At 70.3% G+C, this 14,120-nt stretch carries 11 protein-coding genes; 8 read left to right on the top strand and 3 right to left on the bottom strand.

What is annotated here, in order from left to right:
• Window positions 1-95 precede the first annotated feature (95 nt).
• Window positions 96-1,742: an RNA repair transcriptional activator RtcR gene (gene rtcR, locus ACX9TP_RS32885; protein WP_482974596.1), complete on the bottom strand. Its 1,647-nt coding sequence runs from the start codon at window positions 1,740-1,742 to the stop codon at window positions 96-98.
• A gap of 144 nt (window positions 1,743-1,886) precedes the next feature.
• Between rtcR and ACX9TP_RS32880 the strand changes: the two genes are divergently transcribed.
• The 3 genes from ACX9TP_RS32880 (at window position 1,887) to ACX9TP_RS32870 (ending at window position 4,783) form a co-directional block, all read left to right on the top strand.
• On the top strand, window positions 1,887-3,122 hold the full coding sequence (locus ACX9TP_RS32880) for an RtcB family protein (RefSeq protein WP_482974595.1): 1,236 nt from the start codon (window positions 1,887-1,889) through the stop codon (window positions 3,120-3,122).
• Between the two features lie 192 nt (window positions 3,123-3,314).
• Window positions 3,315-4,331, top strand: a complete 1,017-nt coding sequence (gene rtcA, locus ACX9TP_RS32875) for an RNA 3'-terminal phosphate cyclase (RefSeq protein WP_482974594.1) — start codon at window positions 3,315-3,317, stop codon at window positions 4,329-4,331.
• 17 nt (window positions 4,332-4,348) lie between these two features.
• The gene (locus ACX9TP_RS32870; protein WP_482974593.1) at window positions 4,349-4,783 is read left to right on the top strand and encodes a hypothetical protein; all 435 of its coding nucleotides are present in this window, start codon (window positions 4,349-4,351) and stop codon (window positions 4,781-4,783) included.
• Between the two features lie 15 nt (window positions 4,784-4,798).
• Here ACX9TP_RS32870 and ACX9TP_RS32865 read toward each other — a convergent pair whose 3' ends face one another.
• A complete protein-coding gene (locus tag ACX9TP_RS32865) occupies window positions 4,799-5,182 on the bottom strand; it encodes a hypothetical protein (RefSeq protein WP_482974592.1) in 384 nt (127 codons plus the stop codon).
• Window positions 5,183-5,240: 58 nt separating this feature from the next.
• Between ACX9TP_RS32865 and ACX9TP_RS32860 the strand changes: the two genes are divergently transcribed.
• From ACX9TP_RS32860 to ACX9TP_RS32840, 5 genes are all read left to right on the top strand, one after another.
• On the top strand, window positions 5,241-6,380 hold the full coding sequence (locus tag ACX9TP_RS32860; protein ID WP_482974591.1) for a serine hydrolase domain-containing protein: 1,140 nt from the start codon (window positions 5,241-5,243) through the stop codon (window positions 6,378-6,380).
• Between the two features lie 75 nt (window positions 6,381-6,455).
• Window positions 6,456-10,571 carry a TOMM system kinase/cyclase fusion protein gene (locus ACX9TP_RS32855; RefSeq protein WP_482974590.1) on the top strand — a complete coding sequence of 1,372 codons (4,116 nt, stop codon included), beginning with the start codon at window positions 6,456-6,458 and terminating at the stop codon, window positions 10,569-10,571.
• 214 nt (window positions 10,572-10,785) lie between these two features.
• Window positions 10,786-11,643: a bifunctional DNA-formamidopyrimidine glycosylase/DNA-(apurinic or apyrimidinic site) lyase gene (gene mutM / locus ACX9TP_RS32850; protein ID WP_482974589.1), complete on the top strand. Its 858-nt coding sequence runs from the start codon at window positions 10,786-10,788 to the stop codon at window positions 11,641-11,643.
• A gap of 72 nt (window positions 11,644-11,715) precedes the next feature.
• The gene (locus tag ACX9TP_RS32845) at window positions 11,716-11,952 is read left to right on the top strand and encodes a hypothetical protein (RefSeq protein ID WP_163998428.1); all 237 of its coding nucleotides are present in this window, start codon (window positions 11,716-11,718) and stop codon (window positions 11,950-11,952) included.
• A 14-nt stretch (window positions 11,953-11,966) separates the two neighbouring features.
• Window positions 11,967-13,340 carry a sigma-54-dependent transcriptional regulator gene (locus ACX9TP_RS32840; protein ID WP_482974588.1) on the top strand — a complete coding sequence of 458 codons (1,374 nt, stop codon included), beginning with the start codon at window positions 11,967-11,969 and terminating at the stop codon, window positions 13,338-13,340.
• 1 nt (window position 13,341) lies between these two features.
• Here ACX9TP_RS32840 and ACX9TP_RS32835 read toward each other — a convergent pair whose 3' ends face one another.
• Window positions 13,342-14,070, bottom strand: coding sequence for a hypothetical protein (locus ACX9TP_RS32835; protein WP_482974587.1), 729 nt, complete (start codon window positions 14,068-14,070; stop codon window positions 13,342-13,344).
• Window positions 14,071-14,120: the final 50 nt, after the last annotated feature.

Raw genomic sequence — 14,120 nt, 5'->3', positions numbered from 1 at the left:
ACATGACTGCGATGCGTCTCATCCTGCGACACTCCGAGAACGCGCGGCCGGGACTGTGGATTGGCTCACCTCCGACGCGGATGGCTCAGCGCGACTCAGGCCGCGTCGGTGGCTCCACGACCGCTCACGTCCGCCCAGGTGAGGCCGAAGCGAGCGAGGTACTTCTTCAGCCGGTCCGCGTCATTGACGCTCTTCTTCTGTGCGCGCGACTGCGCGAACAGCACGCGTCCCGCATCGGACAGCGTCCGTGAGGCACGGCACACGCTCAGCACATCCGCCAGCTGCACGCGGTCGAACCGGTCCAGCTCGCGGGCCAGCTCCTCGCCAAGAATCTCCGCCACCGGGTCCACGGCGCCACCGCGCGACTCGGAGCGAGCCCCGGCCGGGCGCCACTGCTCACGCAGCCGCGCAATCTCCTCATCCACCACCTCGCGCGTAATCCGCCCTCCGGCGGCGAGCGTCGCCATGCGCAGCACGGCGGCATTGAGGTCTCGGAAGTTCCCCGACCACCGCGCATCCGGTGCCGTGGCGAACCCGAGGAACCGCTCCTGCGCCTCCTTGTTCATGGTGACGCGCGTGCCCATCGCCTCGGACGCCTGGTCCAGCTCGTAGAGGAGGTTGGGCGGAATGTCCTCGGGCCGCTCGCGCAGCGCGGGCAGCCGGAACGTCCACAGGTTGATGCGCGCGAGCAGGTCCTCACGGAAGCGCCCGCGCTCCACCTCGACTTGAAGGTCGCGGTTGGTGCCGGCGATGAGCTGGAAGTCGCTCTCCACCTCCCGGTCCGAGCCCACCGGCAGGAAGCGCTTGTCCTCCAGCGCGCGCAGCAGCATCGCCTGCTCGTCCGCGCCCAGCTCGCCAATCTCATCGAGGAACAGCACACCGCCATTCGCCTGCCGCAGCAGGCCGGGCCTGTCCTGGAGTGCCCCGGTGAAGGAGCCCTTCACGTGCCCGAAGAGGGCGGACATGGCGCCGTCGCCGCGCAGCGTGGCGCAGTTGAGGTCCACGAAGGGGCCGGCCACTCCCCGCCGCGCCTTCTTCAGCGCATAGACGCGGCGCGCGAGCTGCGACTTGCCCGCCCCCGTGGGGCCGGTAATCAGCAGCGGCGCCTTCGAATGCACGGCCACCTGCTCAATCCGCTCGATGAGCCGGTTGAAGGCGGGGTTGAGCGTGTCGATGCCCGCCTTGAGGAAGGACAGTCCCTCGCGCTGCTCCTGCTGGAAGCGCGCGGCCAGCGTGTCGTACTGCGACAGGTCCAGGTCGATGAGCGTATGCGAGCCCGGCCCCGAGCGGTCCCTCCCCGTGCCCGCGGGCGACACCTGCACCAGCCTGCCGGGGATGAGGCGGCTCTCCACCAGCAGGAACATGCAGATCTGCGCGATGTGCGTGCCCGTGGTGATGTGGACGAGGTAGTCCTCCTCCTCGGGGTTGAAGGCGTAGCCGCGCACGTAATCCAGCAGCGCGCCGTACGTCTCCTCCAAATCCCACGGGTTCTGGATGTCCAGCACCGTGGGGCGCACCTCCGTCTCCGGTGACACCTGTCGGATGTCCGCCACGAGCGTGCCCGCGAGCGTCGTCGCGTTGGGCGGGTGGAGCAGCTCCAGCCGGTGCACCACCAGGTCCTCCTGCTGGCACAGCGCCACCGTGGGCCGCCACTTCGCCCACCGCTGCGGCCCCTGCCCCGTGTCCAGCGTCGTCCCCAGCATCCCGAGGACCACCGTCTTGCGCGCCCGTGATTTCGCCATGCAGATAGGACTTTATCCCAGCGGATAGGGAAAGCACCTCGTCTGGAGCCCTCTCCCTCGGGAGAAGGGTTGGCACGCCGGCTGCTCTACCTCTCGACGTGCCCGGGACGCAGAGCCCGGGCGGACGACCGAAAGGTGAAGGCCATGAACCGCAACAACGCGAACTACGAGGTGCTGTCGGACGAGGCGGGTCGCCCCATCAAGGCGTGGACGGTGGGTGTGCCGTTCGAGGACGAGGCGAAGAAGCAGCTCCGGAACCTTCGCGGCCTGCCCTTCATCCACAAGTGGGTCGCGGTGATGCCTGACGTGCACCGCGGTTACGGCGCGACGGTGGGGAGCGTGGTGCCGACGGTGGGCGCGGTGGTGCCGGCGGCGGTGGGCGTGGACATCGGTTGCGGGATGATTGCCGTGCGCACGACGCTGCGCGCGGACCAGCTCCCGGACTCGCTGCGCGGGGTGCGCTCCGCGATTGAGGCGGCGGTTCCTCATGGCCGTACGGACAACGGCGGCCGTAACGACGCGGGCGCGTGGCGCTCGGCGCCGGCTCCGCACCAGGCGGAGTGGAAGCGACTGATGGAGGGCTACGACGTCATCGTCGGGAAGCACCCTCGCATCGGCCGTGGGCCGGACATCGCGCACCTCGGGACGCTCGGGACGGGTAACCACTTCATCGAGCTGTGCCTGGATGAGTCGGACGGCGTGTGGCTGATGTTGCACTCGGGTTCGCGCGGGGTGGGTAACCGCATCGGGAGCCACTTCATCGAGCTGGCGAAGGAGGACATGCGCCGCTTCTTCATCCACCTGCCGGACGCGGACCTGGCGTACCTGCCCGAGGGCTCGCAGCACTTCGATGACTACGTCTTCGCCGTGAGCTGGGCGCAGGACTACGCGGCGACGAACCGGAAGCTGATGCTGCACTCGGCGGTGGACGCGCTGAAGCGCAGCGGTGAGCTGCCTCCGTTCGAGCTGGCGGACGAGGCGGTGAACTGCCACCACAACTACATCTCCCGTGAGCACCACTACGGGAAGAACTGCTTCGTGACGCGAAAGGGCGCGGTGCGGGCGCGCGAGGGTGACCTCGGCATCATCCCCGGCAGCATGGGGGCGCGTTCGTACATCGTCCGCGGGAAGGGGAACGAGGAGAGCTTCCACTCCTGCAGCCACGGCGCGGGCCGGGTGATGTCGCGTGAGGCGGCGAAGAAGCGCTTCACGCTCGAGGACCACGCGAAGGCGACGGCGGGTATCGAGTGCCGCAAGGACGTGGACGTCATCGACGAGACGCCGGCTGCGTACAAGCCCATCGATGCGGTGATGGCGGCGCAGGCGGACCTGGTGGAGGTCGTCCACACCCTGAAGCAGGTGGTGTGCGTGAAGGGGTAGGGCACGCGAAGTCATCCACAACCCAGACGCCTGTGCGAGGTGGCCATGCCGGGATGAAGACACCGAGGCGCCCGCTTCCCCCTGAGAGACCGAAAGGTCGCCAGCATGGGGGGGAGCGGGCGCCGCTATTTTTGGATAGGTGTCAGGCTGTCCCGGGTGGCTCGTGGGTCGCGGGGAGCGAGGAGGCTGAAGATGGTGCGCATCGATGGTTCTCAGGGAGAGGGTGGCGGACAGGTGCTGCGCACGTCGCTGGCGCTGTCGCTGGTGACGGGGACGCCGTTCACCATCACGAACATCCGCGCGGGCCGGAAGAAGCCGGGCCTCCTGCGCCAGCACCTCACGGGCGTGAAGGCCGCGGAGGCGGTGGGCGCGGCGGAGGTGTCGGGCGCGGAGCTGGGCTCGCGCGAGCTGACGTTCCGCCCGCGGGCGCTGGCGGCGGGCAACTACCACTTCTCGGTGGGCACGGCGGGCAGCGCGACGCTGGTGCTGCAGACGGTCCTCCCGGCGCTGCTGATGGCGGGGACGCCATCCACGCTGATGCTGGAGGGCGGGACGCACAACCCGGCGGCGCCGCCGTTCGACTTCCTCCAGAAGGCGTACCTGCCGCTGTTGCGGAAGATGGGGCCGGCGGTCGAGGCGACGCTGGAGCGACCGGGCTTCTTCCCGGCGGGAGGCGGGAAGTTCCGCGTGGACGTGCGCCCGGCGCCGCTGAAGCCGGTGAGCCTGCTGGAGCGTGGACGGGTGCTGCGCCGCGACGTGAAGGCGGTGGTGGCGATGATTCCGTTCGACGTGGCGAAGCGCGAACTGGACGCGGTGGCCGGGGCGCTGAAGTGGCGGCCGGATGAGTTCCGGACCGAGGAGCTGAAGCGCTCGCCGGGACCGGGCAACGTGCTGGTGGCGGAGGTGGAGAGCGAGCACGTGACGGAGGTCTTCACCGCGTTCGGCGAGCGGGGGAAGCGGGCGGAGATGGTGGCAGAGGAGGTGGCGTCGGAGGTGAAGCGCTACCTGGACGCGGAGGTGCCGGTGGGCGAGCACCTGTGCGACCAGCTCCTGCTGCTGCTGGCGCTGGCGAAGGGAGGAGTGTTCCGCACGCTGCCGCTGGACGGGCATGCGGAAACGCAGCTCCACACGATGGCGCACTTCCTGGATGTGAAGGTGCAGGTCCGGGAGGTGTCTCGCGAAGTGCGTGAGGTGGAGGTGCGGGGTTGAGATAGAGTCGCGCCGCCATGAACCCACTTCGCACGTGTTCCCTCCTGGTGTTGTCCCTCCTCCCGGTCGTGACTGGCTGCTCGCGAGGAGGAGGGGACGGAGGGCTGCAGAAGGAAGTCGCGGCGCACTGCGCGGAACTGCAGCGCAATACCGAGCAGGCGGCGAAGCTCTTCCGGGCGGGACACACCGACCTCTTTCCCATCGGGGGTGTGCTCAGCGGGCACCTGCTCTCGCGGCTCTACAATGAGGCCAACTGGTGCTCCCGGGTCCGTTCAGAGGGACAGCGGGAGATGATGATGCTGGCGCAGGAGCTGTCCATCATCGTCAGCGAATCGACCGAGCTGCTTCCGCAGGCCACGCCGGGGAGCGACGCTCGCGAGGAGATCTCCAAACACCTGGACCGCTTCGCGGCCATCGTCGGTGAAATCAACCAGCGCCCGCTCAAGCGCTGACGCCCGCGCGGGGCTTCAGCGCACGAAGCCCGCCACCGAGTGCTCGAAGACCTTGCTCACGGCGTTCATCGTCCGGAGCCAGGCGTGTGCCTCCTCACCGAGCCGGCCGTACACCCGCACGTCGATGGGCTTCACGACGCCGAGCAGGGCCTTGAACTCGGGCCAGCCGGAAATCATGTGGATGTGCTCCATGACCTGGCTGGAGTCGGCGAACGTGATGATGGCGCCCGCTTCCGAGTCATCCGGACTCCCGTAGAACTGCACGCCGACGAGGCGGCTCACGCCTTCGGTTTCCAGCCGCTGCACCGCGGCCCGGATGGTGGCCTCGAAGACGTCGAAGGGCGCCGTCAGCTCGAACACCTCCACGAGGGTGATGCGCTCACTGGCTGGCAACTTCATCTCTCCGCTCCTTTGCCGGACCTCACCTCTGCATAATCACGGCATGGAGCCTGGAGCCATGTCCGTCCCCCCGCTTGCCGCCGTCGTCCTCTTCTCCCTGGCCGTCGGTTGTGCCGGGACCACCCCGAGCACCCGAGCGCTCCCCACCCCGGACGTGAGCACGGTGGATTCACTCTTCCGCGACTACGACCGACCGGACAGTCCCGGCGCCAGCGTGGTCGTCATTCATGACGGGCAGGTCGCGCTCCAGCGGGCATACGGCCTGGCCGACCTGGAGCAGCGAGCGCCCGCCACGCCCGAGAGCGGCTACCGGCTCGCGTCGCTCTCCAAGCAGTTCACCGCCACGGCCATCCTGCTGCTGGTGCAGGACGGCAAGCTGCGCCTCGAGGACCGCGTCGTGGACGTGCTCCCCGGCTTTCCTCCGTACCTGCGCGAGGTCCGCATCCAGCACCTGCTCCAGCACACGTCGGGCATCTGGGACTACGAGGACTTCGTCCCGGCCACGCAGACGGTGCAGGTGAAGGACCGCGACGTGCTGGAGCTGCTCTCCCGCACGGAGCGCACGCACTTCCCGCCCGGGACGGCGGTGCGCTACAGCAACTCCGGCTACGCGGTGCTCGCGCTCGTCGTGCAGCAGGTCAGCGGGAAGTCCTTCGCCAGCTTCCTGCACGAGCGCGTCTTCGTCCCGAGCGGCATGCCGTCCACCGTGGCGCACGAGGAAGGCATCTCCACGGTGCCAAGGCGCGTGTATGGCTACGCCGTGGGGCCCCAGGGCTTCATCCCCAGGGACCAGAGCAACACCAGCGCCGTGCTGGGGGATGGCGGCATCTACACGTCCGTGGTGGACCTCGTGGCGTGGGACCGGACGCTGGACTCGAATGGGCTCCTCCGTGCGGAGACCCGGACGCAGGCGTGGACGCCGGCGAGGCTTCCGGATGGCAGGGCCGGTACGTATGGCTTTGGCTGGTTCGTCGACGATGACGGCGGCAGGAAGCGCCTGTCCCACCATGGCGAGACGTGTGGCTTCACCAACGCCATCGTGAAGTATCCCGAGCAGCGCCTCACGGTCATCGTCCTGACGAACCGCGCGGGCGGGGAGCCGTGGCGGCTGGCTCAGCGCATCGCGGACCTGTGGCTCGGCACGTCGCTGCCCGTGAATCGGCCCTGGCCGTTCGAGCAGATGTCCAACGCGCATTGAAGCCTTCGCACGGTCAAGGTTGCCGGGTGAGCGCGTCTTCCTTTCAGGGCCGTGGCTGCGCGAACGGAGGAGGCGATGACGACGCGCTTGGACCTGGAGGCACTGGGTGCGGCATTCCAGAGCCGCTATGAAGTCGTGGAAAAGATTGGTGAGGGTGGATTCGGAGACGTCTACAAAGCCCACCAGGTCGCGACCGGACAGACAGTGGCGGTCAAGGTGCTCCGCATTCCGACGGAGCGCTCGGATGACCAGGCGGAGCGGCTCATGGCCCGCTTCCATCGCGAGATGCGGCTGTGCGCCCGGCTCCACCACCCCAACATCGTCCGGTTGATTGACTCGGGGCAGGGCGCGGGACGCGGCGTCTATTCCGTCTTCGAGTTCATCCCGGGCAGGAACCTCGCCACCGTCCTCCAGGAGGAGCAGCAGCTGCGGCCGCTGGAGGCGCGGCACCTGATGATGCAGGTACTCGATGCGCTCGCGAGCGCGCACGCGGAGGGCGTCGTCCACCGCGACCTCAAGCCGGCGAACATCATGATTCGCGGTGGCGCGCGGCGGAACGCGGTGGTGCTCGACTTCGGCATCGGCTGCCTCACCGACGAGGCCCGGCACGACGAGGCCCGCATCACCCAAAGCCACGAGTGGGTCGGCTCTCCGTCCTACGCCGCGCCTGAGCAGCTCCGTGGCGAGCCACCGCTGGCGCGCTCGGACCTCTATGCCTGGGGGCTCATCTTCCTGGAGTGTCTCACCGGCACGCGGGCCATCCGGGGCGAGAGCGCCGCAGAGGTCGTCTTCCGGCAGCTCTCGCCGGACCCCGTGCCCATCCCGGAGTGGCTCATCCGCAGTCCGCTCGGGCCCCTCCTGAATCGCGTCACCGCGAAGCAGGCCCATGCGCGCGACGTCACCGCCGAGGGGCTGCTGCGGGAGCTCGAGGCGTGCGACCTGGGCGCGCTTCGCGGGGACGAGCCGGCCGTCACTCCGCTGCTCACTGCACCCCCGTCCACGGAGACGATGCAGGGGGTGGTGCCGCCGGGCAGCTCGCAGGCGCCGGGCACGCCTCCCGAGCTGTCCGTCGACCTCATGCGCGGGGAAGCGGAGCGCCGGCAGATTACGGCCCTGTGCTGCACGTTCCGGGGCGTGGGGCAGGGAAGCGGGGCGCTCGACGCGGAGGAGCTGGAGCAGCTTCTGCGCGTGGGGCAGGAGCTGGGCACGACGCTCGCGCTCAGGCATGGCGGGCAGGTGGGCGGCTCGCTGGGCGGCACCATCCTCTTCCTGTTCGGCTACCCCACCGCGAATGAGGACGATGCGCGGCGCGCGGCGCGGGCCGCCCTCGCGATGTTGGCGGAGGTCCGCCAGCGCGGGGTGGTGACGCTGAGCAGGTACCGCGCGCGCCTGGAGGTCGGCATCGGTCTGCACACCGGCCTGATTGTCACCCGGCAGCCGGGAGAGGGGAGGGATGGGGGCCCCAACTTCGGCGGCACGGCGCTGCAGGCGGCGACGCGACTCAGCGCGCTGGCGGGGCCGGGAGAAATCCTGGTCAGCGGTGAGACGCAGCGGCTTTTGCGCGGCCAGTACGCCTTCGACGGCCGGGGTGCGACGGGCGATGCGGACCTCGGCAATGCCTATTTCTTGAGGGAGGGGGCCACGGACGGCGGCGTTCCGGACCTTCCGCTCGTCGGCCGCGAGCGGGAGCTGGCCGCGTTGCGGGAGCGCTGGGACAAGGTGCGCAGGGGTGTCGGCCAGGTCGTCCTCGTCACCGGCGAGCCGGGCATCGGCAAGTCGCGACTCGCCCGGGCCGTCCGCCAGCAGGTTGGAGCGGAGACGCATCACTGGCTGGAGGGGCGCTGCGCGCAGGACGCGCGCAACAGCCCGCTGTTCCCCATCGTCGAGCTGCTGGAGCGGTTGCTGGACCCCGGACGGGAGCTCACGCCCGAGGCGAAGGTGGCGCGGCTGGAGATGCTGCTGTCGGCGCACGGCTTCGACCTGACCGAGGCCCTGCCGCTGTTCGTGCCCCTGCTCTCGCTCCCGTTGCCCATGGGGTACACACCGCTCGCGCTGCCTCCGCAGAAGTTGCGGGAGCTGACGCACAACGCGCTGCTCTCACTGCTGTACGAGATGGGCGAGCAGTCTCCCGTCGTGGTCCTCATCGAGGACCTGCACTGGGCGGACCCGTCGACGCTGGAGCTGTGCTCGAAGCTCGTGAGCGAGGCCGCGTCCGCCCGGGTGTACGCCCTTTTCACCAGCCGGCCCGAGTTCTCCCCGCCCTGGTCCCCGTCCTCGGCGCTCGCGCTGCAGCTGGGCCCGCTCGAGGGGCCCGACATCGCGCGGATGGCCGAGGCCGTCGTCGGTGGCCTCCCGCTGTCCCCCGAGGCCGTGGAGCGCATCACCTCCCGCACGGACGGGGTGCCGCTCTTCGTGGAGGAACTCGTCCGGATGATGCTGGAGTCCGATGCGCTCGTGAACCGCGACGGGGGCTTGGTCCTCTCCGGGACGCTCGATGCGCTGGTCATCCCCAGCTCGCTGCGGGGGCTGTTCACCGAGCGCCTGGACCGGCTGGGCCGCGCCCGGGAGACGGCGCAGGTGGCCGCGGTGCTCGGCAGGGAGTTCAGCTTCGACCTGCTCCGGGTGATGCTCCCCCTCGAGGAGTCCACGCTGCGCGAGGACCTGGAGGCACTCGTGAGCGCCGACCTCGTGCACCGCCGGCGGCGCTCCCGCGCGCCCACGTACCTGTTCAAGCACGCGCTCATCCAGGACACGGCCTACGACTCCATCGTCAAGAGCCGGCGGCGCGAGCTGCACGAGCGCGTGGCCCGCGCGATTCAGCGCGACTTCCCGAAGATGGCCGAGGAACAGCCGGAGCTGCTTGCCCTGCACTTCGAGCGGGCGGGACTCCCCGCCGAGGCGACCGTCCTGTTCCTTCAAGCCGGCAAGCGCGTCATGCAGCGCTCCGCGTTCGTCGAGGCGTCGTCGCTGCTATCGCACGGCGTCGAGCTCGCCGCGCAGTCCTCCGAGATGGATTGGGCGGCGCACCGGGAGGTGGAGCTGCGCGCGCTCCTCGGGGGCGCACTCTCGGCCGCGCACGGCTTATCCGCCTTGGAGTTTGAAGCCAACAACCTCCGCGCGCGTCAGCTCTGCCGAATGCTCGGGGACCCGCCCGTGACCTTCTCGGTGGTCTTCGGACTCTGGCTGCTCTACGTCGTGCGAGGCACGCGGCCGGAGCTCGCGGAGGACTGCATGACCGAGCTGCTCGCGCTGGCGGAGAAGGCCGGCTCCGCCGCGATGCGAATTGGTGCCCGCCACGCGTGCGGGACGACCTGTTACTACAGCCAGCGCTACGAGCAGGCGCGGACCTGGTTCCTCCAGGAGTTGGAGATCAGCGCACCCGAGGACCAGCGGGAGTTGGTCCGGACGTTCAGCGATGACCATGGGGTATATGCCCTGTGCTGGCTCCAGCACGTCGAGCTGTACAACGGCCGCGTCGGGGAGGCGCTCCGCTATGTGGAGCGGGCTCGCGAACTGGTGCGGACTCTGGGAGACCCACTCCTGAGCTCCGTCGTGGCCGTCGCCACGCAGGCCACCTACCACCTGCTGGGCGACACCGCCCGGATGGAGGCGGAGGCGGAAGCCGCGTGGAAGCTCACGATGGAGCATGGCTTTGAGCACTGGCAGATGCTGGCCCGCATCGCCTATGGCCACGTACTCGCGCGGCGCGGCGAACTCGACAGGGGCTTCGAGCAAATCGATACCGGGCTCCGCTACTTCACCTCGAACGGCATCTGGACGCGGCGCCCGTATTGGATTGCCCACAAGGTGGACGCGCTGCTGCTGGCGGGGCGCAGACAGGAGGCGCGCTCTCTGATTGAAGAAACCGTCCAGGGCGCGGTTGGGATGTTGGACCAGCAATCCATTCCAACGCTGCTCCAGCGGAAGGCCCTGTTGATGGCCGAGGACGGCGACAGGGCAGGGGCCCTCATGGTGCTTCAGGACGCGCTCGCGATGGCCAGGAAGCAGCGTGAGTACGTCTCCGTCCTGAATGTCTCGCTGAGCCTCACGCGGAGCCTGCTCGACCTGGACCGGCGGGCGGAGGCGCGCGCATGTCTGGCGCAGGGCGTGGCGGACATCCAGGACGGCCGGGGCTGGCCCGCGTACGAGGAGGCCGTCCGGTGGCTGGCCTTGTTGGACGGGGCTTCATGACGCCAGGGCGTAACGGGCTGCACCCAGGTCTGGTGAGGTGAAGGGCGGGCGCGCCAGCATGTTTCTCCAGGGCTGCCCGCTCGGAAGCCAGGCGGCGTGAGAGCCCTGGTGGGTCCTCGCCCGTGGAGCAGCCGGGTTCAGCGCGAAGCAACCTCATGAGTAGCGCGGAGCCTGCCCTACGCAGCATGTATCCACGCAGCAGGAGGATGCTCGCGTGGCTGAAGTCCCTGAAGTCGAAATCATCGTCCGAGACCTTCGCCAGGCCGTCGTGGGCCGGCGCTTCACGGATGCCGAGGTGCTGTCCCCGGTCGCCGTGCGCTTCCCGTCGCCGCCGGACTTCATCGAGGCGCTGCGCGGACGCACCGTCACGGGCGCGCAGCGGCGGGCGAAGTTCATCCTGCTGCCGCTCGATGACGGGCGGACGCTCGCCATCCACTTCATGCTCTGGGGGGACTTGAAGCTGCGCCCCCAGGGCAGCGAGCGTGCTCCCGAGACGCTCGTCGTCTTCTCGCTCGAAGGCGGCGAGGAGCTGCATCTCACGGACACCCTTGGCTATGCGCGCGCGGCGGTGGGCCCTACTCCTGAGGTGGCCTCACGCCTCAAGCTGGAGGAGCTGGGGCCGGAGGCGCTCGATGACACCTTCACCCCGGAGGTGCTCGCGCGTCAGCTCCGCCGCCGCAGGAGCCCGCTCAAGACGGTGCTGCTCAACCAGCGCGTCCTCGCGGGCCTGGGCAACCGCGACGCGGACGAGAGCATGTGGCAGGCGGGGCTGGACCCGCGCAGGCTCGCGTCGTCCCTCACCCCGGAGGAGGTGGGGCGCCTGCACCGCGCCATCCGCGCCGTGCTGGAGGAGGGACTGAGCCTGCGCGGGACGCAGAAGGACCTCTTCGGCATGCAGGGCCAGGCGAAGCACCGCCGCAACGTCTTCGGCCGCACGGGCGCGCCGTGCCCTCGCTGCACCACGCCCGTCTCGCACCTGCGCATCGGCGGGCGCAACACGCACTGGTGTGCCACCTGCCAGCCCGAGTCCGGGGTCAAACCCGAGCAGCCCGCGCAGGCCTCGCTGTTGTGAGCCATCAGCCGGGACGCTGCGCCGCGCCGAGCCGGGTGTGCGCCGGGCCCGGCCGCTGTTATGAAGCACGGCGTGTCCGACGTCACCGAGCCGCCATCTCTCGATGCCGCGCTGGCCCGAGCCAGCGAGGAGCTGGGCTTTCCCAGCTACTACCAGTCCACCGTGCGCCCGCTGCTGCGCAACCCCGAGGGGCGCTGGCCCCGCTGCTGCGGCGGGGGCTGTGAGCCCTGCGCCCAGACGCTCATCCGCGTCGCGCTCCGCGCCCTGGAGCTGATGGGCACCCCGCGCCAGAGCCCCCTGCCGGACTGAGCCTGGAGCCACGCATGTCCGCACCGCACCCGCTGCTGCTCGTGGATGACGACGCCGCCTTCCGCAAGGTGTACGGCGGCCTGCTGCGCGAGGCGGGCTACGAAGTCGCGGAGGCCGCGGACCGCCCCTCCGCCCGCGCCGCCTTCGACGCCCGGGACTTCCCCCTCGTCCTGCTCGACCTGATGCTCCCGCCCGACGGCAGCGTGAAGGCCGGACTGGAGGGGCTCGCCGCGCTGCTGAGCGCGCGGCCCGGCACCAAGGTCATCGTCGTCTCCGGAGCAGGGGACACGCGCCACACGCTGGAGGCCGTGCGCCTGGGCGCGTACGACTTCCTCACCAAGCCGGTGGACCCGGACGTGCTGCTCGTCGTCGTGCAGCGCGCCCTCGCCCGCGTGACGCTGGAGCGGCAGGTGGAGTCGCTGCGCACGTCGCTGGCCCGCGCCGGAGGCGACACCGCGCTGGTGGGGCAGAGCCCACCGTTCCTCGCGGCCGTCACCCTCGCCGAGCGCGTGGCCCCGAGTGACATTCCCGTGCTCGTCACCGGGGAGAACGGCACCGGCAAGGAGTTGCTCGCGCGCACCGTGCACCTCAAGAGCCGCCGTCACGCCGGGCCCTTCGTCCCCATCAACTGCGGCGCCCTGCCGGAGTCGCTGCTGGAGAGCGCCCTCTTCGGCCACGTGAAGGGCAGCTTCACCGGGGCCACGAAGGACCACCGCGGCCTCTTCGCGGAGGCGGACGGGGGCACGCTCTTCCTGGACGAATTGGGGGACATGACGCCGTCGCTCCAGGTCAAGGTGCTGCGCGCGCTGGAGACGGGCGACATCCTCCCGGTGGGCGCGGACCTGCCGGTGAAGGTGGACGTGCGGCTCATCTCCGCCACGCACCAGGACCTGGGCCGCATGCAACAGGAGGGCACCTTCCGCGAGGACCTCTACTGGCGCGTGAAGGGCGTGGAGGTCCGCCTCCCGCCGCTGCGCGAGCGCGCCTCGGACCTGCCGCTGCTGGCGAAGCACTTTCTCAACCAGTGTGCCCACCTGTGTCCGGACGGGCGCGCCCGGTTGCTGTCGGACGCGGCCGCCGAAGCGCTCGCCGCCCATGCGTGGCCCGGCAACCTGCGCGAGTTGCGCCACGAGATGCAGCGCGCCACCGTGCTCGCCGGAGAGCGGCGCGAAATCCAGCCGGAGGACCTGTCCTTCACCGGCAGCGAGCGGCCCCGAGCCAGCACGCCCGGCGCCACCACGCTGGCGCAGAAGGTGGAGGCGCTGGAGCGGCGCGAAATCGAGGAGGCGCTGAAGCGCTGTGGCGGCAACCGCACGCACACGGCCGAGGCGCTCGGCCTGTCGCGCCAGGGGCTGCTCAAGAAGCTGGAGCGCTTCGGCCTGACGTGAGTCAGAAGAGGCGCGCGCCCAGGCCCAGCTTCCCGGCCCAGCCCAGGCGCGTCTCGCCCTCGCCGGGCCGCTCGCGGAACGTCTCCAGCCCCACCTGTCCCGCCGCCAGCACCGACAGGTTGGAGCCCAGGTACACCTCCACGCCGCCACCGCCGAGCGCCTGGAAGCGCCGCGCCTTCTCGCGCGACAGGCCGATGTCCAGCGGCAGGTCCACCAGCCCCAGCAGCGACACCGTGTCCGCGACGCGCCAGGTCGCCACCAGCCCCGGCGCCACCCGCAGCAGCACGCCGGAGAAGTTGTCGTCGTCCATGTACGTGGCCCCGGAGTTGAGCACCACGCCCAGCCCCAGCGTCGGCGCCAGCGCCAGTGCCCCGCGCTCGTACACCTTGCGCCGCACCGCCAACTCCATCGCCACGGAGAGCTGGAACCACTGCAGCTTCCCGCGCGCCTCCAATTCGAAGCCGGCGATGCCCTGCCGGAAGCCCACGCCCATCTCCGGCGCGCCGACGTAGCCGTAGAGCGCCGTGGTGCCGTCCGGCAGCGTCGCCGGCGCCACCACCGCGCCCAGCGGGTCCTCCTCCACCCCCGCGCTTCGCGCCGCGTCGGAGGCCGTGACGCGCCGCTCCCCAGCAGGAGCCGGCGCCGCGGGGGTGGATTCCTGGCCGAAGGACTCCAGGGAGGCCAGCAGCAGCGCGGACACGAGCAGTCGGGACGGAGCGGAGCGCGTCATGGCGCGCACCCTACCTCGGGGCGTCCCTCCTCGAAACCCAACGATTCCGG

It is taken from the genome of Pyxidicoccus sp. M15, assembly GCF_056858435.1.
The sequence above is the reverse complement of the archived record's forward strand: the minus strand, read 5'-3'. Positions and strand labels throughout refer to the sequence as shown.

Excerpts from the sequence above, each read along its gene's own strand:
- ACX9TP_RS32860 (WP_482974591.1), top strand. The coding sequence starts at position 5,241 with ATGTCCGTCCCCCCGCTTGCCGCCGTCGTCCTCTTCTCCCTGGCCGTC.
- ACX9TP_RS32870 (WP_482974593.1), top strand. The coding sequence starts at position 4,349 with ATGAACCCACTTCGCACGTGTTCCCTCCTGGTGTTGTCCCTCCTCCCG.
- ACX9TP_RS32840 (WP_482974588.1), top strand. The coding sequence starts at position 11,967 with ATGTCCGCACCGCACCCGCTGCTGCTCGTGGATGACGACGCCGCCTTC.
- ACX9TP_RS32855 (WP_482974590.1), top strand. The coding sequence starts at position 6,456 with ATGACGACGCGCTTGGACCTGGAGGCACTGGGTGCGGCATTCCAGAGC.
- ACX9TP_RS32865 (WP_482974592.1), bottom strand. The coding sequence starts at position 5,182 with ATGAAGTTGCCAGCCAGTGAGCGCATCACCCTCGTGGAGGTGTTCGAG.
- ACX9TP_RS32880 (WP_482974595.1), top strand. The coding sequence starts at position 1,887 with ATGAACCGCAACAACGCGAACTACGAGGTGCTGTCGGACGAGGCGGGT.
- ACX9TP_RS32835 (WP_482974587.1), bottom strand. The coding sequence starts at position 14,070 with ATGACGCGCTCCGCTCCGTCCCGACTGCTCGTGTCCGCGCTGCTGCTG.
- rtcR (WP_482974596.1), bottom strand. The coding sequence starts at position 1,742 with ATGGCGAAATCACGGGCGCGCAAGACGGTGGTCCTCGGGATGCTGGGG.
- rtcA (WP_482974594.1), top strand. The coding sequence starts at position 3,315 with ATGGTGCGCATCGATGGTTCTCAGGGAGAGGGTGGCGGACAGGTGCTG.